This window comes from Paenibacillus andongensis, from assembly GCF_025369935.1.
GTDB classification, from domain to species: domain Bacteria; phylum Bacillota; class Bacilli; order Paenibacillales; family NBRC-103111; genus Paenibacillus_E; species Paenibacillus_E andongensis.
The window spans coordinates 6,876,286-6,900,673 of record NZ_CP104467.1 but is presented as its reverse complement, the minus strand read 5'-3'; the positions used below and the strand labels follow the sequence as shown (position 1 = coordinate 6,900,673).

General features: G+C 47.7%; 21 protein-coding genes. 17 read left to right on the top strand and 4 right to left on the bottom strand.

The annotated features are described in order from the left end of the window. Positions 1–21 precede the first annotated feature (21 nt). From NYR53_RS30765 to abc-f, 7 genes are all read left to right on the top strand, one after another. On the top strand, positions 22–675 hold the full coding sequence (locus tag NYR53_RS30765; RefSeq protein ID WP_261306585.1) for an amino acid ABC transporter permease: 654 nt from the start codon (positions 22–24) through the stop codon (positions 673–675). A 20-nt stretch (positions 676–695) separates the two neighbouring features. Next, on the top strand, positions 696–1,346 hold the full coding sequence (locus NYR53_RS30760; protein WP_261302835.1) for an amino acid ABC transporter permease: 651 nt from the start codon (positions 696–698) through the stop codon (positions 1,344–1,346). Positions 1,347–1,380: 34 nt separating this feature from the next. Further along, positions 1,381–2,142 carry a TSUP family transporter gene (locus NYR53_RS30755; protein WP_261302834.1) on the top strand — a complete coding sequence of 254 codons (762 nt, stop codon included), beginning with the start codon at positions 1,381–1,383 and terminating at the stop codon, positions 2,140–2,142. A 41-nt stretch (positions 2,143–2,183) separates the two neighbouring features. Further along, entirely contained in the window at positions 2,184–3,437 is a 1,254-nt protein-coding gene (locus tag NYR53_RS30750) for a sensor histidine kinase (RefSeq protein ID WP_261302833.1), read from the top strand. Between the two features lie 5 nt (positions 3,438–3,442). After that, on the top strand, positions 3,443–4,351 hold the full coding sequence (locus NYR53_RS30745; RefSeq protein WP_261302832.1) for a response regulator: 909 nt from the start codon (positions 3,443–3,445) through the stop codon (positions 4,349–4,351). Positions 4,352–4,450: 99 nt separating this feature from the next. Continuing rightward, entirely contained in the window at positions 4,451–4,594 is a 144-nt protein-coding gene (locus tag NYR53_RS30740) for a hypothetical protein (RefSeq protein WP_261302831.1), read from the top strand. A gap of 107 nt (positions 4,595–4,701) precedes the next feature. Then, a complete protein-coding gene (abc-f, locus tag NYR53_RS30735; protein WP_261302830.1) occupies positions 4,702–6,771 on the top strand; it encodes a ribosomal protection-like ABC-F family protein in 2,070 nt (689 codons plus the stop codon). A 528-nt stretch (positions 6,772–7,299) separates the two neighbouring features. Here abc-f and NYR53_RS30730 read toward each other — a convergent pair. Both NYR53_RS30730 and NYR53_RS30725 read right to left on the bottom strand, forming a co-directional pair. After that, on the bottom strand, positions 7,300–7,587 hold the full coding sequence (locus NYR53_RS30730) for a transposase (protein WP_261302829.1): 288 nt from the start codon (positions 7,585–7,587) through the stop codon (positions 7,300–7,302). Positions 7,588–7,634: 47 nt separating this feature from the next. After that, entirely contained in the window at positions 7,635–8,708 is a 1,074-nt protein-coding gene (locus NYR53_RS30725) for a GntR family transcriptional regulator (RefSeq protein ID WP_261302828.1), read from the bottom strand. A gap of 388 nt (positions 8,709–9,096) precedes the next feature. Between NYR53_RS30725 and NYR53_RS30720 the strand changes: the two genes are divergently transcribed. From NYR53_RS30720 to rarD, 9 genes are all read left to right on the top strand, one after another. Next, positions 9,097–10,440, top strand: coding sequence for an ABC transporter substrate-binding protein (locus tag NYR53_RS30720; protein ID WP_261302827.1), 1,344 nt, complete (start codon positions 9,097–9,099; stop codon positions 10,438–10,440). Positions 10,441–10,533: 93 nt separating this feature from the next. Then, complete coding sequence (locus NYR53_RS30715) at positions 10,534–11,418, top strand: carbohydrate ABC transporter permease (RefSeq protein WP_261302826.1); 885 nt, start codon at positions 10,534–10,536, stop codon at positions 11,416–11,418. A 3-nt stretch (positions 11,419–11,421) separates the two neighbouring features. Then, the gene (locus tag NYR53_RS30710; RefSeq protein ID WP_261302825.1) at positions 11,422–12,267 is read left to right on the top strand and encodes a carbohydrate ABC transporter permease; all 846 of its coding nucleotides are present in this window, start codon (positions 11,422–11,424) and stop codon (positions 12,265–12,267) included. Between the two features lie 143 nt (positions 12,268–12,410). Then, entirely contained in the window at positions 12,411–13,742 is a 1,332-nt protein-coding gene (locus NYR53_RS30705; protein ID WP_437180206.1) for an arabinan endo-1,5-alpha-L-arabinosidase, read from the top strand. Positions 13,743–13,744: 2 nt separating this feature from the next. Continuing rightward, entirely contained in the window at positions 13,745–14,716 is a 972-nt protein-coding gene (locus NYR53_RS30700; RefSeq protein ID WP_261302823.1) for a glycoside hydrolase family 43 protein, read from the top strand. A gap of 139 nt (positions 14,717–14,855) precedes the next feature. Next, complete coding sequence (locus tag NYR53_RS30695; RefSeq protein WP_261302822.1) at positions 14,856–15,554, top strand: pirin family protein; 699 nt, start codon at positions 14,856–14,858, stop codon at positions 15,552–15,554. A 25-nt stretch (positions 15,555–15,579) separates the two neighbouring features. Continuing rightward, positions 15,580–15,912, top strand: a complete 333-nt coding sequence (locus NYR53_RS30690) for a hypothetical protein (protein WP_261302821.1) — start codon at positions 15,580–15,582, stop codon at positions 15,910–15,912. A gap of 72 nt (positions 15,913–15,984) precedes the next feature. Then, positions 15,985–17,070 carry a nitric oxide synthase oxygenase gene (locus NYR53_RS30685; RefSeq protein WP_261302820.1) on the top strand — a complete coding sequence of 362 codons (1,086 nt, stop codon included), beginning with the start codon at positions 15,985–15,987 and terminating at the stop codon, positions 17,068–17,070. Positions 17,071–17,302: 232 nt separating this feature from the next. Continuing rightward, on the top strand, positions 17,303–18,184 hold the full coding sequence (gene rarD / locus NYR53_RS30680) for an EamA family transporter RarD (RefSeq protein ID WP_261302819.1): 882 nt from the start codon (positions 17,303–17,305) through the stop codon (positions 18,182–18,184). 576 nt (positions 18,185–18,760) lie between these two features. Here the strand turns inward: rarD and NYR53_RS30675 are convergent. Then, on the bottom strand, positions 18,761–20,425 hold the full coding sequence (locus NYR53_RS30675) for an MORN repeat-containing protein (protein WP_261302818.1): 1,665 nt from the start codon (positions 20,423–20,425) through the stop codon (positions 18,761–18,763). 51 nt (positions 20,426–20,476) lie between these two features. Beyond that, complete coding sequence (locus NYR53_RS30670; protein ID WP_261302817.1) at positions 20,477–20,863, bottom strand: DUF4280 domain-containing protein; 387 nt, start codon at positions 20,861–20,863, stop codon at positions 20,477–20,479. A gap of 199 nt (positions 20,864–21,062) precedes the next feature. On the opposite strand from NYR53_RS30670, the gene NYR53_RS30665 reads away from it, so the two are divergent. Further along, a complete protein-coding gene (locus NYR53_RS30665; protein ID WP_261302816.1) occupies positions 21,063–24,380 on the top strand; it encodes a stalk domain-containing protein in 3,318 nt (1,105 codons plus the stop codon). The last annotated feature ends 8 nt before the right edge of the window (positions 24,381–24,388 follow it).

Sequence of the window (24,388 nt, the reverse complement as noted above, 5' to 3'; positions counted from 1 at the left end):
CTGTCTATGAGGGGGGAGCGCATGCCGGATTTCTCGATTTTTACTGATTATTTTGATCTCTACATGAAGGGCTTCTTCAACACGATCATTGCCAGCGTTATTGCGCTTATTGGCAGCTTTGTGCTGGGTACGATTATTGCCATTTTTCGTATCGGATCGGTGAAACCGCTGCAATGGATAGGGACTGCCTATGTAGAGTTCATTCGAAACATACCGCTCTTGCTTGTTGTATTCGTGTTCTTCTACGGGCTGCCGTCTCTCGGCATTACCCTTAGCGGATTCGTATGCGGGACCTTAGGCCTTACTGTGTATACGGCAGCTTTTATCGCAGAAGCGATCCGTGCCGGTATTATGTCGGTGCCCAAAGGCCAATCTGAGGCGGCACAATCCTCGGGACTGACCTATGTCCAAACGATGTGGCATATCGTCCTTCCACAAGCCATCAAAATTGTCATACCGCCGCTCAGCAACCAATTTATTAACCTCGTTAAGAACTCGTCGGTACTTGGCGTATTCGCAGGTTTTGACCTTATGTATTTCGGTGATCAGGTCGCAAGCGAGACTTATGCTACGTTCGATACCTATATCTTCGTTGCTGTGCTTTATTTGATACTTACGCTACCGCTAAGTTACGTGGCCTTGCGATTAGAACGTAAATTAGCTCGTACGGACTGACTTTAGGGGGAGGTGAACGAATGGATATCATACATGCTTTCTCAGCTGATAATGTAAGGTTTGTATTTGAAGGTTTCTATATGACGCTTAAAGTCGCTGCGATCTCTATTGTATTTAGCTTTATCGTGGGATGTGTTGTCGGTACAATTCGGTATACGAAGCTGCCGGTTGTTTCACCCATTCTGGCTATAGCAGTTGAGCTTCTTCGCAATTTACCACTGCTGTTAATCATTTTTTTCTCGAGGTTCGCCTTACCGGATATCGGGATCAAACTCGGACCCATGAATGCGACGATTTTGGCATTAACATTATTTGAAGGTGCTATGATTGCGGAGATTGTGCGAAGCGGGCTGAATTCCATTGATAAAGGACAGATTGAAGCCGCTAGATCTTCAGGACTAGGCTATGTGCAAACACTTTGGCATATCGTTCTACCACAGGGGCTGCGCCGAATGATGCCGCCACTCGTGAGTCAATTTATATCCCTGCTAAAAGATACTTCACTTGCCATTGTTATTTCCTTGCCTGAACTGATGCACCATGCGAAAATAGTAATTGGACAAAACTACAGTTATACCATTCCTATTCTATTTTTAGTGGCTATCCTGTATTTCGCTGTGAATTATGCGCTATCATTAGCAGCCCGCAGGATGGAATCAAGATTGGTATAAAAGGAATTTAACATCCAGAAGGAGTCTTAGCATCATGTTACATGTAAGTTGGGAAATGATGATATTCATCATCATCGGTGGTTTTGTGGCGGCGTATGTAGATTCTGTCGTTGGTGGAGGGGGGCTAATTGCTCTTCCGGTTCTGCTGGCAACGGGGTTACCCCCGGCTGTCGCGTTAGGAACGAACAAATTGGCGGGTACCATGTCTTCTCTGACGAGTACGATTTCTTTCATGCGGTCTGGGAATGTCGATCTGAAAGCCGTACGCGGTTTGTTCTTTTTGTCTCTCTTAGGAGCTGTATGCGGAACGATGGTGCTGCGGCAAATTCCATCTGATTTCTTAAGACCGCTAGTTATCGTTATGCTTATATTGATCACCATCTATACCATTTTTCGCAAAAATTGGGGGGATCTTTCTACCTTCCGCCAATTCTCAACGAAAACAGCGATGTTAATGGGCTTCGCAGCATTCGGTTTGGGCTTCTATGATGGTTTCTTCGGACCGGGGACCGGTTCCTTTCTTATTTTCGTATTTCTGATGTTAGGATTCGATTTCGTCAAAGCGGCTGGTAATTCCAAGGTACTTAATTTCGGGAGCAACGTGGCTAGCTTGGCTACTTTCATGGTCCTGGGATCCATTAATTACGGGATAGGCATTCCGATGGGAATAGCCATGGTTTGTGGATCTTTGTTGGGCTCACGCATGGCGATCCGCAAAGGCTCGGCGTACGTTCGACCGCTATTTCTTACTGTTTGTATAATCCTCATTGGTAAACAGATATGGGATATCTTATAGGGGGTGAAAGGCTGGGACGCTTAAAGAACGAAGGGCTGCAAATGATTTTCGTCGCAATTGTGACGGCCATAGCCGGAGAGTTTAAGATCACACCTTTCAGTGGCGAAGTGTTTCGGATTGGACTTGGCAGCAGCGCCTTTCTACTCTGTTTGCTTTTGATGAGGCATCTGCCTTATGTCTATACGGGTATCATTACTGGAATTACTGTTCTGCTTTTTCGGACTTTGGAGGATGGTATCCTTACTCAGGGGGCCATGTCTTACAGCGCGAGCGCGCAAACGCATTTATCAGCCGCATTTTATTATATGGCTTTTGCGATTGCCATGAGCTTGATTAAACGGGAATGGGATCAATTTCACCCATTTGTTCTGGGGTTGTTCTTTGCGGTTATTGATCTTATGTCCAATGAGATTGAATTGTTGGCGCGCAGCTTGATTTTTCATTCACCGTACATGTTTTACGAACAATTAGTATATATCACAGTTACCGCTGTCGTGCGGAGCTACTTCGTGGTTGGTATCTACAACAGCGTGACCATTAATCAGATGCGAGTCGTGCATAATGAGCAGCAGAAGCGTATGGAACAGATGTTAAATACGAATAGCGGTTTATATGGCGAAGTCTTTTACTTGCGGAAGTCGATGGACACGATTGAGCAAATAACAGCCAAGAGCCACAATTTATATGAAAAAATCAATGGCGCGGGGTTAAAAAGCTACGCTCGTACCATTTTGGAAATTACCCAGCAAATTCATGAGGTCAAAAAAGATTCGCAACGCATCCTAGCCGGGTTGTTGAAGCTGTTCGATCGCGATTTCGCTTCCGTTATGAGGCTGGCCGAAGTCGTGGAGTTCGCTATCAAATCTAATCTGGGTTACAGTGCGATGCTTGGAAAAAATATTCAATTCAAAAGCGGCATTCAAACGGACTATTGTTCGGATCAATATCTTCCCCTTTTAACCGTCATCAATAATCTCGTGTCTAATGCCGTAGAAGCAATTGAAGATCAAGGATCGATTCTCGTTAGTGCTTATGAGCAAGGTGCTGAGACCATCATAATCGTTGCCGACACCGGTGATGGCATTTCTGAGCAGGATAGAGATATGATTTTTGCACCTGGGTTTACGACCAAATTTAATCAGGAGGGCTTTGCCGCGACAGGGATTGGACTCTCTCATGTTCGAGATATTGTTCATTCTTTAGGTGGAGACATTCATTTGCGCTCTGACGAGCCGGGTTTTCAGACCACTTTTGTGATTACGATATTGACCGATACGTTGAAAAAAGGAGCGTAGAGATCATGCTGTCATTTGGGATTGTTGACGATGATGCGGTAAGTAGACGGATGCTGCAAAAGATCATTGAAAAAGGCGGTTTAGGCGAAGTCGTCGGTACGGCTGGCAGCGGAAGCGAAGGGGAAAAGGTCCTTCTGGAAACCACACCTGATGTTGTGGTCATTGATTTATTAATGCCGGATCAGGATGGCATTGAGACGATTATTCGATTGAAGGAGCAAGGTTATCAAGGGAAATATGTGATGATTTCGCAAATTGAAAATAAAGAAATGATTGGCAAGGCCTATCAAGCTGGTGTTGAATTCTATATTCAAAAGCCAATTAATAAAATTGAAGTGGAAGCGGTGCTATCCAAGGTTAACGAGCAGTGGAACATTAGCCGCTCCTTGCGGGAGATTAAAGAATCTTTAACCAAGCTAAGTTTACTGCACACAGGCCCTGAGAATATTCGTAAAAAGCGCAGTGTCCGCGAGATTATGCAGCCCATTCTCATGGATATGGGGATCGTGGGGGACACCGGCAGTCGCGACTTGATGGACATTATGGAACATCTTACACGTCATCATAAAGCGGAAGGAATTCCGCCGCTCAAGGAGCTTTATGAAACCGTTTCTAGATGCCACAAGATGAAAGAAGCGGATGTTGAAAAAGAAGGCAAAGCCGTCGAACAACGGATTCGCCGTACTGTTATGGCGGCATTAGCCCATATCGCCAGTATTGGCTTGACGGATTACAGCAATCCAAAATTTGAGCATTATGCGCCTCTGTATTTTGAGTTCCAGGATGTGCGTATGAAGATGAAAGAAATCGATGAGAACTCGAAGCCGGAGAAGGGTAAGGTCAATATTAAGAAATTTCTCCAAGTTCTCTATCTTGAGGTTACGGATAAGATGCGCAGCGAATATTCGGGGTAGGGCAGATAAGAACAATAACTCGGCCAGTTTCTGGTTGCGAATTGACCGGTGGTTATGGTATTATTTTGAAATAGTGACGAAGAAGGAGGTGAAGGTAGGATGAATCGAGAGTTCGTGAACAACCGTGTGAGCCAGTTACCCATTGCGATGGCTGGCATCGTTCATGCAGCATTCAAAGACGCGAGAAGTCTGTCCATTTATGCTCATACGGAATTACAACTCACGAAAAGACACCTACCTTAACCCTCAAACGGATCAATCCGAAAGGTCGTAGGAATTTTCCTGCGGCCTTTTTTGTGTTCAACGGTGCGATGGATAGGGTCTTTCACAAACTAGGAGGATCCTTCATTATGTTAATAATTAACGGTCAAAATATAAAGAAATACCATGGTGCCCAGCTCGTTCTTGAGGATGTTACTTTTGAAATTCATCAGGGAGAAAGAATAGGACTTGTGGGACGCAATGGCAGCGGTAAATCGACCCTTCTGCGCCTTATATCCAAGATGGAGAAGCCCGACGAAGGGCAATTAACGGTGCGAAAAGATACGCGGATTGGCTATTTAGCACAAATCTGGGCGGAGTGGGAGAGCGGTACGGTGTATGATGTGCTGGCGTCCAGCTTTCAAGAGATACTTGAATGCCGCGCCAACATGACGGAGCTTGAGCAGCGAATGTCCAGCCCGGAAGTCATGAGCGATGAGAAGCAGTTAGATCAACTGCTTAAGCGGTACGCACAGCTGCAAGAACGTTTCGAACGGGAAGGTGGCTACGAGCTGGATGCAAGAATCGACCAAGTGGCGAACGGACTTCGCATTGAACGGGAGTTTTACGAGCGAAGCTTTGCCTCGCTGTCTGGAGGAGAGAAGACGAAGATTGCTCTCGCATCCCAGCTGATCGGCAAGCCAGACTTGCTGCTGCTGGATGAGCCGACAAATCATCTAGATTTGTTTGGCGTGGAGTGGTTGGAGGACTATCTCACCCATTATGATGGTGCGTGCTTCATTGTTTCTCATGATCGTTATTTTCTGGATCGGGTCGTTACGAAGATCGTTGAGTTGGAAGATGGCGAGTCTACGACCTATCTGACTTCCTATTCAGGATATGTGAAGGAGAAAGAAGTCCGACTGCTGCAGCAGTTTGCTGAGTATCAGGAGCAGCAGAAGGTCATCAAGAAGATGAAAGAGACGATCAAGCAGCTGACGGAGTGGGGCCGAGTAGGAGGGAACGAGAAATTTTTCCGCCGGGCAGCTTCTATGCAGAAAGCGCTGGATCGGATGGAGAAGCTCAAACGGCCAGTTCTTGATCCGAAGGCAGCAGAATTCGGGCTGAAGCTTGACGACCGTTCAGGTCGGAGAGTGATTCGCTTCGAAGATGTGAATAAACGATATGGGGATAAGGTGCTGCTGCAGCGGGCAAGCGGATTGTTGGAATATGGCGAGAAAGTGATGCTCGTCGGGTCTAACGGTTCGGGCAAAACGACGCTGCTGAGGATGATTCTAGGTGAAGAGCAGCCTGACCAAGGGGAGCTCGAGCTTGGAGCGCGGGTCGATATTGGTTATCTGGCTCAACAAGAGTATCCAGAGGACCATAAGAAGTCGGTCCTAACTTACTTCTGTGAGGAAGCGAAACTGGAAGAAGGAGAGGCTAGGGGCCGACTTGCTGCTTATTTATTTTATGGCGCAGATGTATTCAAGTCGGTTAGTTCTCTCTCGGGAGGTGAGTGGACTAGATTGCGGCTAGCACTGCTTGTGCTGCGTAAGCCTAATTTACTTATTCTCGATGAACCCACGAATCATATGGACATTGCTTCAAGGGAAGCGTTGGAAGAGGCGCTTGAAGAGTTTCCGGGCACCGTGCTGGCTGTGACGCATGATCGTTATTTTATGAATCGGCTGTCTCGGAAAATATGGGAGCTGGATCAGGGGCGAATTACTGCTTACTTGGGTAATTTTGATGACTATAAAGAGAAAAGCGCTCAAAGGCGTGATAATCGAACGAGTGGCAACATAGACGTTGGGGCGCGGAAGGCACTTGCTGCAAATGATGATCCGAGACGCGCTACGGATGCTGCTTTGGCGGTTGGAGCTAAGTCTAAGACGAGGTCTGCGCCGAGAGATTCTGGGGGAGCAGCGACAAAAGATGCTAGGAGTACTGCTGCGCTAGGAGATTCAAGGATTGCTAAGGCTAAAAATAGTGCTGATGTGGCGCCACGAGGGAAGTCTAGAAGCTCGTCCGTGTTCGCACGGGAGAAGCTAGAGAAACAGATTGCGGATGGCGAAGTGCAGTTGAGCCATCTGGACCAGCGGCTGGAGAATCCGGCGGCAGATGAACTTAGCCAACTGTGGGCCGAAAGAGAAGCTGCGCAGGAGCTGTTGGATAGGCTCTATGAGCAGTGGATGCAGATAGAGGAGCAGGAATAGAAAAAGGGGAGCGGAAGCTCCCTTTTTGGTTTGGGTGGGCGGAGGCCCCTGCTTTTGGATTGGGTAGGGGCGGAGGCCCCCGTTTTTAGTTTAGGGTGAGCGAGTCTCACCCTTTTTTTGTTCCCGTGGATTCCGAGACGGCGAAATCGATGAGATTGCATCGCGTCGCGGAACGACGATCCGCTATTTGAAGGAAATAGCGCCAAATGGGCATGCCGCGGAACGTGAGGACTCTATTTGTTGGAAATCGCGTGATTTAGAGGACGAAACAAGGAAATAGAGGCACTACGTTCCGCGAAAGCATGAAACAGCCGAATTCCTCACAAATAACGCATCTACGTTCCGCGTAAGCATGAGAATGTACTTTCATCAATAAAGTAGATACACTTTTAAGCACGATCCGACGCTGCTCTTGAGAGCTTGGCTTACGTGTAAGCCATTTGTAATATCCGCTTCTTGATACGTGTAATACGGAGCACATCTTCTCGACCCGGTGCTGGAAGCGGTGATTAAAAACAAACGAATAAATCAGCGCGGGTCCTTTGTGAAGAAGTGCCTCGCCTTTTTTAAAATTTCATTTTCCTCCTGTAACTCCAGGTTGAGTTGTTCCAATTTCTTCAATCGCTCATAGTCGACAAACACTTGGGTTTGTGTCTCCGCAGCACCACTTCCATACTGTATAATCCAACGTTTTAAGGTACTTTCAGGGATATTTAGTTCTCTGGCAATCTCAATGGGTCTCTTATTCTCTGTTTCCATGCGTTCAACTGTTTTTCGTTTAAATTCCTCATCATGACTTTCGCGTTTGTTTCCCATGCCACACCTCGACCTTGCATTTATATATCTATTAGTATAATAGGGACTTAAACCTGAATCCACTGCACAGGTACTTCAATGCGCTGCGGAATATACTGCCCGTTGAACTGCTCAAGCAGCAACTTAACAGCAGATAAGGCCATTTGCTCTTCATCCTGTAAAATGTGCGAGATTCCCGGAATCTCAGGATCATCGAAGGAAACCAACTCGATCCTCGGGTTCAAGCCTTCTTCCTGATGCAGAGCATGATGCGTGAGCCTTGCCATCTCAGCGGTTAAAGCAAAAACTGCCGTAATGTTAGGATGCTGATGCAGGAATTTAACAATATAAGCTGAAGTATCGCCATTTCTAAGGATGTCGATGGGGACATGACACCATAAGCTTTTATCAATCAAAATGTTGCCATCAATATAAGCTTTCTCAAAGCCATGAGTCCGGTCTTCAACGGTTGTATTCGTATTATCGGGGGAGATGAGCGCGATTTGCTGATGGCCTTTGTTTAAAAGGTGGGTAACCGTCTCATAAGTGCCTCCCCAATTATCGGATGTAATCCGGTAGGTTTCGATATTTCGTAAATAGCGGTCAATAAACACAAATGGATACTTATCTAGGGATAAACGGAGCAAGGATTCATTATAGCGCTCATCCTCCGTAGGGAAAACAATGATGCCGCGGACGCCTGGGGTGTTGGTCAGTTCCTGGACCGAACGGGATTCTTCGATGGAAGATTCACGTGTGATATGCAGGACAAGCTGATACCCGGCCTCCTTGACGTAATATTCGATATAGTCGACAAGTCTCTGGATGACTTTCGTCTTCATGGTAGGGATAATCAAACCAATGTAGCTTGGAGAAGAAGACGTTGAAGAACGATGATGTTTAGAATCCACAGTGATTGAGCCCGGGGTGACTGACACGAATGTTCCCTTACCTTGAATACGATTGACAAGTCCCTCGTCAACCAATACAGCCAGGGCATTCTTCACGGTTATTTTACTGACCATAAATTCATCCATAAATTCTTGCTCCGAAGGTACACGATCTTTGGGACGAAGTTCTCCGGATAGAATCTTTTCTTTAATGGATTGGTAGATTTGTTTATAGAGAGGAATTTTATTCATTCGTGCATCACCTGATTCTTCATAGTCTTAGGTTCATTGTACTCAGTAAATGGGTAAAAGGGAATACATAAAAGTCAGAAAAGTATATTTATAATGTTTTAATGAAGATTTATAACCAATTGTATATATAAATAGTTTATATCTAATCATTCAACTGTCATCAACTCTGTTTTTCAAAATAAACCATTTAAATTTGGATTTCAAAAAATATTTCGCCATTAAATTTTATGTCGATAAATATAATAAACATAATTTTATACTCAATTGATTATATAATTATAGGTTTTTATGTACTATAATTCGATTTGTAAAGCGCTTACACATTAACCGACCATTTGTACGATAGTTTTTATGACAATCAAAATTTCTATTTAGGGGGATTAATTGTATGAAGAGAAAGCTACAAATGACTTCTGCTGCCATCTTGGCATCCATGCTTCTACTGTCTGCTTGCACATCAAACTCGGGTACGGGTAGTGAGGGAACAGCTACGGCAAATCCAGCAGCTACATCCAAAACTGATGGCGCAACCAAATCAGGTACTCCTGTTAAGTTGAGCTTCTGGACGTTCAATGAGCTGCATCAGAAATTTTTTGAAAGCATGGCAACATCGTGGAATAAAGCACATCCGGAGCAGCCGATCCAAGTGGAAGCAACGACTTTCCCTTATGACGATAACCACAATAAATTGTTAGTGGCACTGCAATCAGGAACTGGCGCTCCCGACATGGCTGATATTGAAATCAGTAAAATCGGTAATTTCCTGAAAGGCGATGTCCAGCTAGCAGCCCTGAACGATATTGTTGAGCCGGAGAAGGCCAACCTCGTTATGTCCCGACTCGATAATTATGCGAAGGACGGCAAATATTACGGAATTGATTACCACGTTGGGGCAGAAGTCATCTATTACAACAAAGAAATTCTCGATAAAGCAGGCGTGAACGCGGACGATATTAAGACTTGGGACGATTATGAAAAAGCGGGTAAGCAGGTTCTTGAGAAAACCGGCAAGCCGATGACGACGGTCGAAACGACGGACCAATGGAGCTTATGGCCGCTCGTTGTCCAACATGGATCGGACTTCCTTGATAAGAACGGTAACGTAACGCTTGGAGATCAAACGAATACAGAAGTGTTGACTTACCTGCAGAAGCTTGTGAAGGAAAAAGTGGCGGTTACAGCTCCGGGTGGCTTTCATCATGCGGAGGAATATTACGGCTTCATGAATAAAGGCGGCGCAGCTTCCGTCTGGATGCCGATGTGGTACATGGGTCGCTTTACGGACTACATGCCTGATTTGAAAGGCAAAGTCATCATTAAACCGATGCCGGTATTTAAACAAGGTGAGATGCGTTCTTCCGGTATGGGTGGTACGGGTACGGTTATTACGAAGCAATCGAAGAATCAAGACGTAGCGAAGAAATTCCTTTCCTATGCAAAATTGTCCAAAGAGGGCAACATTCAGATCTGGTCACAACTTGGATTTGACCCGATTCGTTCTGATGTTTGGAACGATCCGGCGCTGAAAGCGGACAATAAGTTCACGGCTTATTTTGGCAAAAATCTGTGGGACGTTTTGATTTCTGTGAAGAGCGAAATCGCGCCTACGAATATCAAGGAGAAAACGCCGGCTGTCTCCGACTATATTAAGACGAAAGCCATCTTCCAAGCGCTTAATGATTTGAAAGATCCGAAGCAAGTTCTTGATGATGCCGTGAAAAATATTAAGTAAATTGAACGCCCCGCGTTCCGTTGCTGGCTTTGCCCTAGGGACGTCCCTTTGGCAAAGCTTGCAGCGTTCTAGAGAGGAGTGGTGATTAACGATATGAATAAATTTCTATATTCCTCCCGGGTAGCTCCTTATGTCTTTGTTCTGCCGTTTGTGTTATCGTTCCTTATTTTCTTTGCTTATCCGGTTATGACCACGATTGTCATGAGCTTCCAGGAAGTTCTGCCCGGCCAAACCCATTTCATTGGGTTAGCGAATTACCGAAATTTATGGAGCGAGTCGTTTTTCACCGCGTTGAAAAATAGCAGTCGGTATACGTTCTGGACCCTGCTGGTGCTTATTCCATTGCCACTTGTACTAGCTGTATTCCTAAATGCGAAGCTGACCAAGGCGAGTGCGTTCTTCCGTTCCGCTTTGTTTATCCCCTCCCTCACTTCGGTTGTGGTGGCGGGAACGATATTCCGGCTTGTTTTTGGCAGCTTGGATGATTCGGTGATGAATGCTTTCCGTCATATGCTGGGTATGCCGACGATTAACTGGCTGGCTAACTCGACGACGGGAATGCTCGTAATGGTCATTTTGGCGACTTGGCGGTTTACCGGCGTTAACATTATTTATTTCTTATCCGCGCTGCAGAGCATTCCGCATGAATTATATGAATCAGCAGAAATAGACGGTGCTAACAAGTGGGAGCAATTCTGGCGAATTACACTGCCATTATTGAAGCCGGTAGCGATCTACGTCATTACGATTTCCATCTATGGAGGCTATTCGATGTTTACGGAGAGCTTCATTCTCTGGAATGGTAATCGTTCCCCAAATGACATTGGTCTGACGATGATCGGTCTGCTTTATCGCGAAGGCATCGAACGTAATAATTTGGGCTTCGGATCTGCGATTGGGATCACATTGCTAGGCATAACCATGATCTTAAATGTCATTCAATTGAAATTCTTCGGTTTGTTCAGAAAGGAGGACTAGGACATGCAGATACAACGAAATAAGTTCCTTCAAACCTCCTTACTGCTCTTACTGTTTGCGGTACTTGCTGCATTGGCGCTATTCCCGTTCTATAGTCTCACATTGGCTTCGTTTAAGCCTTCCAAGGAGATGCTGCGCTACGGGCTCAATGTGAAGCTGCAGCCGGAGTTATTGTCCTTTCATAACTATGCCTTCCTATTTTCTGCATCCGCGAAGAAGTATGTGATCTGGTATAAGAACAGCGTAGTTATCTCCATTGTTTATACAGCTTGCTGCCTGCTTTTATCCTCGATGGTGGGCTATGGACTCGCCATGTACCGATTTGTCGGAAGGAATCTTATTTTCCTCTTTGTGCTTCTGGTCATGATGGTGCCTGTGGAAATTATTATGCTGCCGCTTTACAAGCAAATGATTGCTTTCCACTTGATCGATACTTACAGCGGTGTCATTTTACCTTTCGTCGTTGCACCGCTGCCGATCTTCTTCTTCCGGCAATATGCTGCCGGGCTGCCCAAGGATTTCCTTGATGCAGGGAGAATTGACGGCTGTTCGGAGTATGGTATCTTTTTCAAAATTATGATGCCATTGATGGCTCCGGCCTTTGGGGCGATGGCGATATTGCAGGCCCTAGCTAGCTGGAACAGCTTTGTTTGGCCGCTGATTGTACTCAAAACAGGCGATAAGCTGACCCTGCCGATTGGTTTATCCAGTCTTGTAACGCCTTATGGCAATAACTACGATATTCTCATTGCCGGTTCCGTGCTTGCGATCGTGCCCATCCTGATCGTCTTCATCTTCTTCCAACGATTCTTTGTTTCGGGCCTTACGGTTGGCGGTGTGAAAGGTTAATGGCCGTCTCGCGGATGAAGAAAAGGCTGATGCTCACACTCGGATGCGCGCTTACAGCTGTGGCTGTTGGGGTTTCCATTCTACAATTCGGGAATTCAAGTACCGCCTATCTCGCGTTTCCGAAGAAACCTGTTCAGTACCCGATGTATGACACAGGAAGCACGAATACGGAATCAGGCTGGCACACGATGAATACGCACGACCCCTCTATTTATAAAGATGGAGATACGTATTATGTGTTTTCTACAGATATAAAGGTTGGCGCCAATAAGGAGCCGCTGCGGCCGGGGATCATGGTGAGACGATCCAAAGATTTGATCAGATGGGATTGGGTAGGCTATGCGCTGGATGGGATACCGAAGGAAGCCGAATCATGGACACGAGCAACGAATCTATGGGCACCAGACGTGTTCAAAATGGGAGATACCTACTATTTGTACTATGCGGCATCGACCTTCGGAAGCAATCAGTCCATGATTGGACTAGCAACCTCCAAATCGATTACCGGTCCATGGACGGATCAAGGCGTCGTCGTGAAGACGGCTAAGGGAGATGTGGCGAACGCGATTGATCCTAATCCAGTGTTTGATGCAGATGGAAAACCCTGGCAAGTGTATGGATCCTTCTTTGGCGGCATTTATCTTGTAAGACTTGATGAGCACATCGGCAAAGTAAAGCAAGGGGAGCAGCCTACGCTGCTTGCTCGAAGAGACAGCCGAACAGTTGCAGGTGCTGTCGAGGCGCCGTATATCATCTATCAGCCGGATCAGAAAAAGTACTACTTATTCGTATCCTACGACTCTTTATCATCCGATTACAGTGTTAGAGTGGGCAGATCTTCCTCAATTACGGGGCCTTATGAGGATTTCAATGGACATCAGCTTACGGATACGGAGTTTTCGCCGCAGACGAATGTAGGAAATAAGCTGATTGGCAGCTATGCGTTTAGTGGGAAAGAAGGATGGATCGCGCCTGGCCATAACTCGATTCTGAAAGATGGCAATCGGACGTTTATGGTTCACCATGCCCGGGGCGAAAAAGATAAAAATTGGTCTTACCTCCATATTCGCGAGCTTTTTTGGACACGTGACGGATGGCCGGTTGCTTCGCCTGAACGCTATGCGGGAGAGAAGCCACAGTCTCTATCATCGAAGCTGCTTGCAGGACATTGGGATCGATTGCCGATACCAATGGCATGGACGGGAACAGAACGTTCTGAACCAATGACATTGCAGCCAAATGGAAAGATCGAATCGGCACATGGTTCCGGCAAGTGGACATTTCAAAAACCAAACGAGCTCACCTTGCAATGGACTTCTTTGGATACTAATGAGGGTGTCCCGACGACAGAGAAGGTGCTTGTCTCGCCTGCATGGGATTGGGAGAAAGACAAGCCTACGCTTGTATTTACAGGCATGAACGAAAAAGGCATCAACATATGGGGAAAATACGCAGATAGCATCAAAGGAGAATAACGATGGGAAACTTAGAAACCGGCTATATCAAACCACTTTTGGAGCAGCGTGCTGATCCATGGATCTATAAACATACAGATGGATATTATTATTTTACCGCATCGGTTCCGGAATACGATCGTATTGAACTACGGCGTTCTGCCACGATTGCCGGATTGAATGAGGCGCAACCTGTCGTAGCTTGGCGCAAGTATGCTGAAGGTCCGTTAAGTGCTAATATTTGGGCGCCGGAGCTGCATTTTGTTGCAGGCAAGTGGTATATCTATTTTGCTGCGGCCAGAACGACCGAAACGAAGGAAGGCCTTTTTGATCATCGCATGTTTGTATTGGAAAATAGTTCGGCCAATCCGCTTGAAGGGGAATGGGAAGAGAAGGGGCAGCTGCGCACCGAGTGGGAGAGCTTTGCCCTGGATGCAACTTCTTTCGAGCATCGCGGCCAGCGATATCTCGTCTGGGCGCAAAAAGATTTGAATATACCAGGCAATTCCAATCTATATATTTCCGAAATGAGCAGCCCATGGACGCTTCGCGGTAAGCAGGTCATGATTACGACGCCGGAGTATGATTGGGAAATCATCGGCTTTAAAGTCAATGAAGGAGCCGCGGTGTTGAAGCGGAACGGGCGCATCTTCATCAGCTTCTCAGCTAGCGCAACAGACTTCAATTATTGCATGGGTCTGCTGACGGCTTCGGAAGATGCTGATCTGCTGGATCCGCAATCATGGACGAAATCCACGTCGCCTGTTCTGACGACAGATGAGAGCATTCGTCTTTTTGGACCCGGACACAATAGTTTCACCGTATCGGAGGACGGCACACAAGATATCTTCGTTTTCCACGCGAGAAATTATAAAGAAATTGTGGGCGACCCGCTCTACGATCCGAATCGGCACACCTTTGTGCGTGTACTGAAGTGGCACGCGGATGGCACGCCGGATTTTGTTGGCTCCGTATTAGCTGCCCAGAACAGTTAAATTAGTCTAAACCCTCTACCTCATGTTAATGAGAGATGAGGGTTTTTGACGTCTGGGAGATCTTTCCGCCACCGTTCCGACATGGAAGTCGGTAGTCCATATATGATAAGCTATACGTATTAAAGAGGAGGCGATTGCTGTGATACAAGTTTTCCCTGCGCATACGCGTAATTCAACCGATCTGGGCTGGCTAAAGAGCCATAAAAATTTCTCGTTCGGCGATTATTTTGATGAGGATAATGTAGGTTTCGGAGTTATGCGTGTTTGTAATGACGATGATATTGCTGCCGGTCGGGGCTTCGGTCCGCATCCCCATAGCGACATGGAGATTGTCAGCATCGTTCTCAGCGGAGCCATTAAACACGAAGATAGCTTGGGGCATGTTGCGGTAACGGGAGTGAATGGCGTGCAGCGGATGTCAGCTGGAAGCGGCGTTATCCATGCCGAGTACAATGCGTCGGATACGGAACCGATGAGTCTTTTTCAGCTTTGGTTCATGCCGTCTAAGCGGGGCTTGGAGCCGTCCTTTGAGAATGTTACCTATGATCCTGAAGCATTGGTCAACGCACTGCTGCCTGTAGTTACGCCTGAGGGAGGAGAGCATGCAGCCAAAATACATCAGGATATGAGCATTTACCTAAGCAAGCTGGAAGCAGGCAAAGAGCTTGTGTTTAAGCAAGGAGAGAATCGACGCATTTTTCTAATGCTTATAAGCGGGAAGTTATCTGCTAATGATGCTGTTTTGGAAACGAAGGATAGTGCTCGTATGGAAGCGGAACAAACGGTTGCAATTCGCGCGATAGAGGATACACATTTCATGCTAATCGATCTGCCATAATGGATGATGAAGGAGGGCTATACGAATGAAGGAAGTCTTTTTAATTAAACATGCAGTAGGCGGTCGAGCGTTCGTAGATACAGGGAAACATCCGATCCCCTACACGTTGGAGCAGGTTGGAGACCAATGGGTCTTTACTGTGCAGATAGAGAAGAAGGAAGATATTGCTGAGCTTTTGAAATGGAAAGAGGAACTCAATGTTTTCTTATTTCAGGAGTTTGAGAATGAGCCAACAAAGAAATTATGGTTTTATGTAGGCGATGATTCCGTTCATTATTCCGAGGAAAAAGGCGAGTTAACCATAGCAGCAAAGTCTCAAATCGTATACATTCCTGATCAGTTTAGTGCGCAATTGTAACTCAACATAGGGAGAGCTTTGCAGGCGTCAAATGCTTGTGGGGCTCCCCTTTACCGGATTGGAGTCACACCTATGAAAGTGCAGGATCAATTACTAGAGAAAGCTATCCCTTTTATCAAGGAATGTTATAGTGAACTAGGCCAAAGCTCGGGCGAAATCGAGGCTCGTCTTGCCCAAATTACCGAAACCATTAGGTACAAAGGTTACTACGAACATACCCGTCAAGAACTTGAGCACGGGGCCAAAATGGCTTGGCGCAACAGCAACCGTTGTATCGGGCGATTGTTCTGGGAAACACTGACGGTACACGATGCTCGTTATATAGAAACCGAAGAACAGATGGCTGAAGCCCTATTTCGTCATATAGAAACGGCAACCAATGGCGGCAAAATCCGCCCAGTGATTACGATTTTCCCACCTACGAACAATTCGGCTCAGAGAGCCTTTATTCATAATGACCAACTGATCCGTTACGCGGGCTATGAAAATGACAATGGGATTCTCGGTGACCCAGCTTCTCTTCAAATAACGGCGTTATGCCAATCGCTTGGATGGCAGGGGGCCGGAACGCCTTATGATGTGCTGCCGCTTGTTGTTCAACTGGGAGACCGGAAACCGAAGCTGTTTGAGATTCCTGCTGAGCTCGTCCTGGAAGTAGATATTACACATCCGGATATAGCCGCGTTCGATGATTTGCATCTCAAATGGTATGCCGTACCGATCGTCTCGAATATGTACCTTGAAATTGGAGGGATTCACTACCCCGCTGCGCCATTCAATGGATGGTACATGGGCACTGAAATCGGGGCGCGAAACTTCGCAGATGAAGCTAGATATGACATGCTGCCGCGTATAGCATCTGTCATGGGTCTGGATACTCGGCGTGATGCCTCTCTTTGGAAAGATAGAGCACTTGTTGAGTTAAATGTGGCGGTGCTTCATTCGTTTCAACAGCAGGGTGTAGCTATAGTGGATCATCATACGGCGGCGAGGCAATTTAGGAATTTTGAGGAGAAAGAGCAGAAGGTCGGTCGTGATGTCACGGGTGATTGGTCGTGGCTGATCCCGCCAGTATCTCCGGCGACGACACATATTTTTCATCAGCATTACTCAAATGAAGTGAAGCTGCCTAATTTTTTTTACCGGCATGAGGGTTGAGCAATTGATTACGTCTCCGTTCAAGGATAGTTCATTCAATCGCGTAGCCGGATCCTTTAGAATCCCCGTAAACCGGGGATATATTACCGCATAAGTAAGTACAACCTACATCTAAACGCGGGCGTTCCTCCTTGAATGGCCCCGTTAGAAGTTTCTTCATTCACGAATTAACCACCGGACAAATTGCTAGATTCATAGAATGTGTTACTAGAAATTGAAAAGAGGATTTTATATGAAAAAAGGGCTTTTGTACGCCATTCTTGCCTATACGGCATGGGGCTTGCTCCCTATTTATTGGCGGTCTTTTGAGTCTCTGCTCGCGGGTGAAATATTGTCCCACCGTGTTATCTGGTCATTTGTATTTATGGCCGTTCTCATACTGATAGGGAAAAGTCGCTGGACTGAATTTCGTAAGATGGTTACGAACCGGAAAGTGCTGCTTATGATCGGAGTCAGCAGCATCTTAATCAGCTCCAATTGGCTGATATTCATTTGGGCTGTCAATAACGGTCATGTTATCGAGACAAGTCTGGGGTATTATATTACCCCGTTGATAAACATCATGCTAGCGGTTCTGTTTCTACGCGAAAAACCAAGCCGCAGCCAGTGGGTGGCCGTTGCTTTGGCGGGAGCCGGCGTTTTGCTGGCAACCATCGATTATGGCAGATTCCCATGGGTTTCTCTCTCACTAGCGTTCTCTTTCGGGCTGTATAGTCTTGTCAAAAAGAGAGTTTCCTACGATGCCTCGCTCGGGTTGGCAGGGGAAACTGTCATTGTCTTCCCTATAGCAGTCGCGTATATTGCCTACTTACACTTTGCGCATCATGATGCCGCATGGGCATTACCGCCTGTCTCTTTAGCGCTGCTATTATTGTCAGGTGTGGCAACCGCTTTGCCTCTGCTATGGTTTACTAAAGCAGCTGCTCGGCTGCCACTTTCCATGCTGGGATTCATTCAGTATATTGGTCCGTCCATTACGCTGCTGTTAAGCGTGTTCGTATTTAAAGAGAAGTTCTCTCCCGTGCTTTTCATCAGTTTCTCCTTGATTTGGACGGCGTTGATCGTTTACGCCTTCGCGTCGATGCGAGTAGCGAGGACCGCTGTAGCGAAGTAGGCGTAGATAGAAAAACCGTTCGAGACATAGTCTCGGACGGTTTTGTTTTGGTTAGGTCCTGTAAGTACCGCCAATGGAACTGCTAGAACCGTAATAGAGTAATGACGAAGCTCTTTTCGCCGCTGAGAAGTGAGAAAGGCGAAGAGTTACCTGGTTATAACTGATTTAGAGGAACGAGGAGCCTCTAGTTTAGGAAATAAGTGTTAAAAATGAAAATGGCGGAACGTGAGGGCCTTATTTGCTCAATAAATGCGATTCGGTGGCAAATATAACGAAATAGCGCATCGTCGTTCCGTTTGCTTTGGATTTCGACCTTTTTCACCCAAATAGCGGAACGACGTTCCGTTAAAGGGCGGAGAACATGAATGTCAGGTCGGAATTTTATGTCTAGCTGTCCTTCCCGTATGTTAAAATGTGCCCATTAGCAAGTGAAGGACTCGAGGCAGACGCGTGTAAAAAGAACTACGTGAAGTACTGAGGCAGTGACGCCTGTAAAAAGAACTACGTGAAGGATTAGAAGCAGCGACGTGTCTAAAAAGAACTCACTAGTACATGAAGGACTCGAGGCGGCGCCTCTTATTTGGTAGAGCTGACCTGAAGCAGGTGAGCTTCTTTGGTTTTGTTGAAATGCGTAAAGGTGAAGATGAAATCACCTTTATAGTAGCTGTTCGTGTAGGTACCAGCCCCGGCACCTACCTGAAGTTCCATGACGATGTAGCCGGCATCGTTGGGTTCTCCGCGCTTTTTGATGGTCTCGATGGCTGGCTGCAGCAGCGCCAAAGGCTTCGAGCCCCAAATGCTGAGGGAGGTGACAACGGCCTCCTTCGGGTTGCCCTTGGACGGCTCTACCAGCAGCGACATCTGGTAGGCCGGATAGTTCATCAGCAGCTTAACGCCTGCTGCTGAAGCCGGATCGGCCGCGCCAGCGCCCGCGGCCGGAGCTCCCGCGGCGGCGTCGCCCGCAGCCGCCGTCTCTGCGGAGGCGGCCGCTGGCGCCTCCTGGCCCGCGAGCATGACGCTGGCATCCTGCAGCGTCACCTCGGCCGGTTTGCCCAGCAAGTCTTCGACTTTCTTGCTGGACAAACCGATGAAGCTCTGCAGGCTGGCCTGGCCGCCTGCAAAAAAGCTCCGCAGCAGCGGCGCACCGTCTGCGTCAAACAACGTGCCAAGGCCGTCATAGACGCCGGCCTTGAAATCGCCCTTGTAGACGAGTTTGCCTAACTCGTCATATGCTTCCCCGGCGCCGCTAAGGACGCCGCTCTGGAACGTGCCTTTGAAGCGCGGCACGCCCTTCTCATCGAAGGCGGTGCCTTCACCGCCATACGCGCCGGCGAGGAATTGGCCTTTATATTTGATCAGTCCATTCGAATAAAACTCGGTGCCATCTCCGGAATAGCTGCCGTTCTTAAAGCCGCCTTCATAGATGAGGTGGCCCTTCGCATCAAAAAGCTTACCAGCTCCGTTATATTGACCGGCAGCAAATTCACCCTCATACTGGGCGATTCCGCCTGATGAGAACAGCTTGCCGGCCCCATTATAAAGGCCGCCGTTAAACAAGCCTTCATACAAAAGATCTCCGCTTGGCGCGAACAATTTCCCAGCCCCGCCGTATTTTCCATTTTGAAATTCGCCGATATATTGCACTTTTTGCTGGGAGTCGTATTGGGTTCCCGCCCCGTTAAAGGCATCTCCGGCAAAGGCCCCTTTATATTGCAGGTTGCCGTTTTCGTCATAAAGGGAGCCGTTGCCTGACTTTTGCCCCTTTTCAAAATCACCTTCATAAGCGGGCTTGCCATTGCTGTGGAATAGTTTGCCTTTTCCGGCATATTTGCCGTCAACCAGATCTCCTACATAGAGAGAATCCTTTTGGGCACCCACGACGTTGCCATTGCCTGAAAAGCTCGTCAGTTTAGGAGTATCCTGCTGAAGAACAGGAACGCGATTCAACCACTTATTCACGATCGCAGGAGGGCGGATGAAGATAAAAAAGATCAAAACGAGTAGGAACAACGTGAGGAAAAGAAGCAATCTTTTGGAGACATAATAGGAGCCGATCAAAACGTAATTTTTCAGCGACGTTTCGCGCGTCTGCAGCATGACCCTAAGAATCTGTTGAAACTTAATGATCGCTAGTTTGGGCAGCCTTCCGACCGTTCCTATGGCTTTCATGATTTGCCCAATGAATGGTGCAACGACAGGCTTTAGCACTTTTTCAAGGGTTTTGACCGGCTGGATCTCCAAATCTTCTCACTCCTAGATGGAATTATGATAATGAGTTATTTTAAAAATGAGTTAAGGCACCTGAATGGTCATTTGCCCTGGTTGTTGAATTTGAATGACACCGCCCCAGTTGCACATGCATTTGGACGTATTGTTCAGAGCAGGCATGTTCGCGACGAGCACAGTCGGTGATCCAGGAGCCCAAGGAGCAGCGGTTACAGGCACACAGGGCATGGGGGTCAGAGCGCCAAATGCAGCCGCCGTTGCCGCAGCAACCATCGGATTCGCCATAGAATTGCACATCCCAAACGGCATAATGTTCACCATCGGCTTATTATCCATAATGTTGGCAATGGGCATAGCGGTCATCACCATGTTCGCTGGAAGCACCATTAATGTACCAGGTGCAGCACCAAACGAGCATTGCAGCATCGCTCCACCGCAAACGAGGTTTCCCATGTGAATGTCTCCTTTTCCGTCAAATCTCGCTGTTTTCCATTACTTTTATACTACTAGATAAGTATGTGAGCAGTCTATTACTATATTCGATCGTTTTCACTATTTTTCTCCAAAAGATGGGTGCGGGATTGGGGGGAGATATTGTACTATAAGAGAAGATGGTTGAGCGGAGGGATTTATAGTGATAGGGGTAAAATTAATGAAGTTGGGGCTTGTGCTGCTGTTAGGAGCATCGTCTATGGTGGCAGCGGGTTCGGGAGTCGAAGCTGCGACGGTGAAGTCTTTGACCATGCGGGAAGCCATCGATCAGGGTTTGAAAATAAGTCCTCTATTGCGGGATGCCAAGACGGATATTTTGAAGAAAAAAATAGAGCTGGAGCAAGCGCAGCATGCGGTTAAAAATGAGGAAGCTAAGGCTTCCGGACTATTTGCCAAGCCTCGCAATTTAGGTCAGGAATTGACGACTCATTTGAAGGTGCCTGAAGCACGCAAGCAGCTTTATATCGCGCAGGAGACGCTGCGGCAGTCGATGAATACGGCCCGATTTGATGTGCAGAAGGCTTATTTAGCAGCCTATCAAGATGCAGTGGCAGAAGAAAATGCACGTAAGAAAGCGGAAGAAGCTAAGACTTCAGTGGAAACGATGAAAAAGAAGCTGAAATTCGGTCTTGCAGATAGTGCCGAGCAGGAGAAGGCAAATAAGGCATTGGAGAAGGCGTTGTCTGAATATAAACAGGCACAGTTAACGGCGAAATCCAGTCGTCTGGCGCTGGGCAAGCTGTTGAATTTGGACATGGAAAATAAAGTTCAGCTTTCGTTTGAACCGGATTACGCGGATTTGAATCAGAAACAGCTGCCTGCCTATATCGCAAGGGCTCAAAAGTCGACGCTGAGTTTGCTTAAGGACACGGAGGACCGGCGTTTAGCAGATGAGAAGCTGAATACGACGCGTGATTTGTACAGCTCTAAGTTTGGTTCGGCGCGAATGAAGGTCATGGACGGGATGTATAAAGCCAAAGATGTGGATATGGAGCTGTTCCTAGCTAGCTATGAAACGACACTTTCACAAGTGAAGAAGGACTGGGAAGGCTTTTTCATGCTGCTTGGATTCATTCCTATTCCCAAATCGCTGCTGCAAGGGGAGTTTGACGGGCTGCGCTATTTGGACGATCTCCGGGATGCGCTTCCGATCGCGACCATGGAGCAGAATAAGGCGCTGCTTCAAGAGAAGGAAAGTCGGAATGCGGTCATTGCTGCGGTGCGGCAGTCGTTTTTGGAAGCAAAAGGGGCCGAAGAAGGTTATGCGCAGGCTTTGCGGGATAAAGACAATGCAGTAACCAATCTGGATAAAGCGAACCAGAAGCTGAAGCTAAGTCTAATGAAAACGGATGAGCTCCAAGCCTATAAGGATGCTGTCATTCAAGCTGATCAACAAATTCTATCTGCCCAAATGGGCTATAAAATGGCGCTTGGCAAGCTGGATATGGATACCGGCGGTGCGGTTGAACGAACGATAAAGAAAGGTATTTTGCCTTATCGTAGCCTCGATGATGGGCTAGCAGCTGTAAAGCCGCAAAAGCCGAAAGCTCCAATAGGAACTTGGAAACTGAAGCCTGCGGTCGGTGCGTTGCTTAGCGATTTCAGTGTGAAAGTTAATAAAAAGCTAGGTGCTACCGAGTACGCAGTGTTTACGAAAGAAGGCCGCGCGATTGGTAAGCGGACGAAAATAAATAAGCCTGTGCGTAATCTAACGCTCAAGTTTAGTTCAATCGATCAACTGAAGGTCGTGCTATACCGCAAAGGGAAAAAGATTGATGAACTGCCTCTGGAGGGAAAAGGGAATTCAGGGCAATTAGTAGCTGTAACTACCGAAGATGGAGCGGCTAGCGGAAATTCAGGCAGCAACAATTCTGGTGGAAGCAAAGGGGACGGAAGCAGCAGCACAGGAGAAAACGGCTCAGGTGCTGAGGGGGGGCTAGGAACCGTCATCATCGGTTCCTACAAAGTGCAGCTGGACGCGCTAACCCCAGCGGCCTATAACGCTGCAGCGGCTACGATGACGAAGTCGGGGCAAGGAATTTTTTATCAATCGGATGAGCCTGGGGCGGCTTGGATCGGCATGGATAATGCCGTAGACCCTAGCGCGCTAACCGATCCAAGCAGTTCTGCTGCGCTGACGAAGGAAGCAGCGGCTGCTTTGAAGGTTACCGTCGAGATCACGAAGCCGGGAGCTATTGCTTCCTTGGAAACACCCGCACAGCTGCAGCAGCAGATCGATACGCTGAAGAAAGATATTGTGAAGCTGGAAGCAGCCAAAGAAGCGGCTGTAACGGACTTGAAGCTGAGTGACATCGCTGATCTGGCGGTGCAGCTGAAGGATGCGCAGGCCCAGCTTGGGATGCTGGAGGCGCTGCTGAAAGGCGACAGCGGTGCAGCTCTCAAGCAGATGGAGCTGGTGAACAACCCGGACGCGCTGATCGCAGCGCTGGCCGAGGAGGCCGCACCGCCGGTCGAACCGGGCGGTGGAGAAACCCCAGGCAGCACCGCGCCTGGGAATAACGAGGCCAGCGAGGATCAGCTGGCCGATCAAGCCGAGCTCCAGCAGCAGAAGCTGGAGCAAGCCCTCGCCGCCGGCGACGCCACAGCGGCAGCAGCTCAGCTGCAGCCGCTTCTGGCGACGCAGGCGCAGCTCGCGGATGCGCAGGCTGGCGCATCCAAGGGTCTGGCTTCGCTCAAAGAGGCGAAGCAGAAACTCCAAGCTGCGCTTAGCGCAGCGCAGCAGGATCCTGAGCGGGTCGCGACGCTGACCCGCTCAATCGAAGCCGTCGACGAAGCGATGCAGTCGCTGCAGAAGGACGCGCTGTTCGCGCAGCTTGACGCTGTACAGGAGCTGCTGGCAGCGCTGCTGCCAGCTTCGGCCGTGCAGCCGCAGCTGGAACAGCAAATAACCAAGCTGCTGGAGCAGCTCCAGCAGCAAGAGAAAGCCAAGTACACGCCAGAGGAGCTGCAAGCTCTGGCTGAGATCTCAACCACCTTGGCTAACATCACAATGGTAGACACAAGCACTGCGTCTGGTTCTGACGGTTCCGCTGGTTCTTCGCTTGATTCTGCGTCTGAATCCTCTTCTGACCCGGAATCCAGCCTAGTTCCCGTCAGCATTCAACCGATTTCGGCAGAAAACGTACTCTCTTCCAATATTTTCATCAAGTTTGACGTTCCGCCTGTTATAATAAACGGGCAGGCCTATTTACCTATAAGGTCCGTATCCGAATCGTTCGGTGCGGCCGTTGATTGGGATCAAGAAAGTCTAACCGTAACGGTTAGCACGGAATATGCAACCATCACTAGCCGTATTAATAATACTACGGCCTATATAGACGGCGAGCCCACCCAGATCGATGGACCCTCTTTGCTGCTCGCAGGAAGAACCTATGTGCCATTAAGGTTCATGTCCGAATCCCTAGGTCTTCAGGTCGACTGGCATGCACCTACTCAAATCATTCAGATTTCTAATTAAGAGGAGAT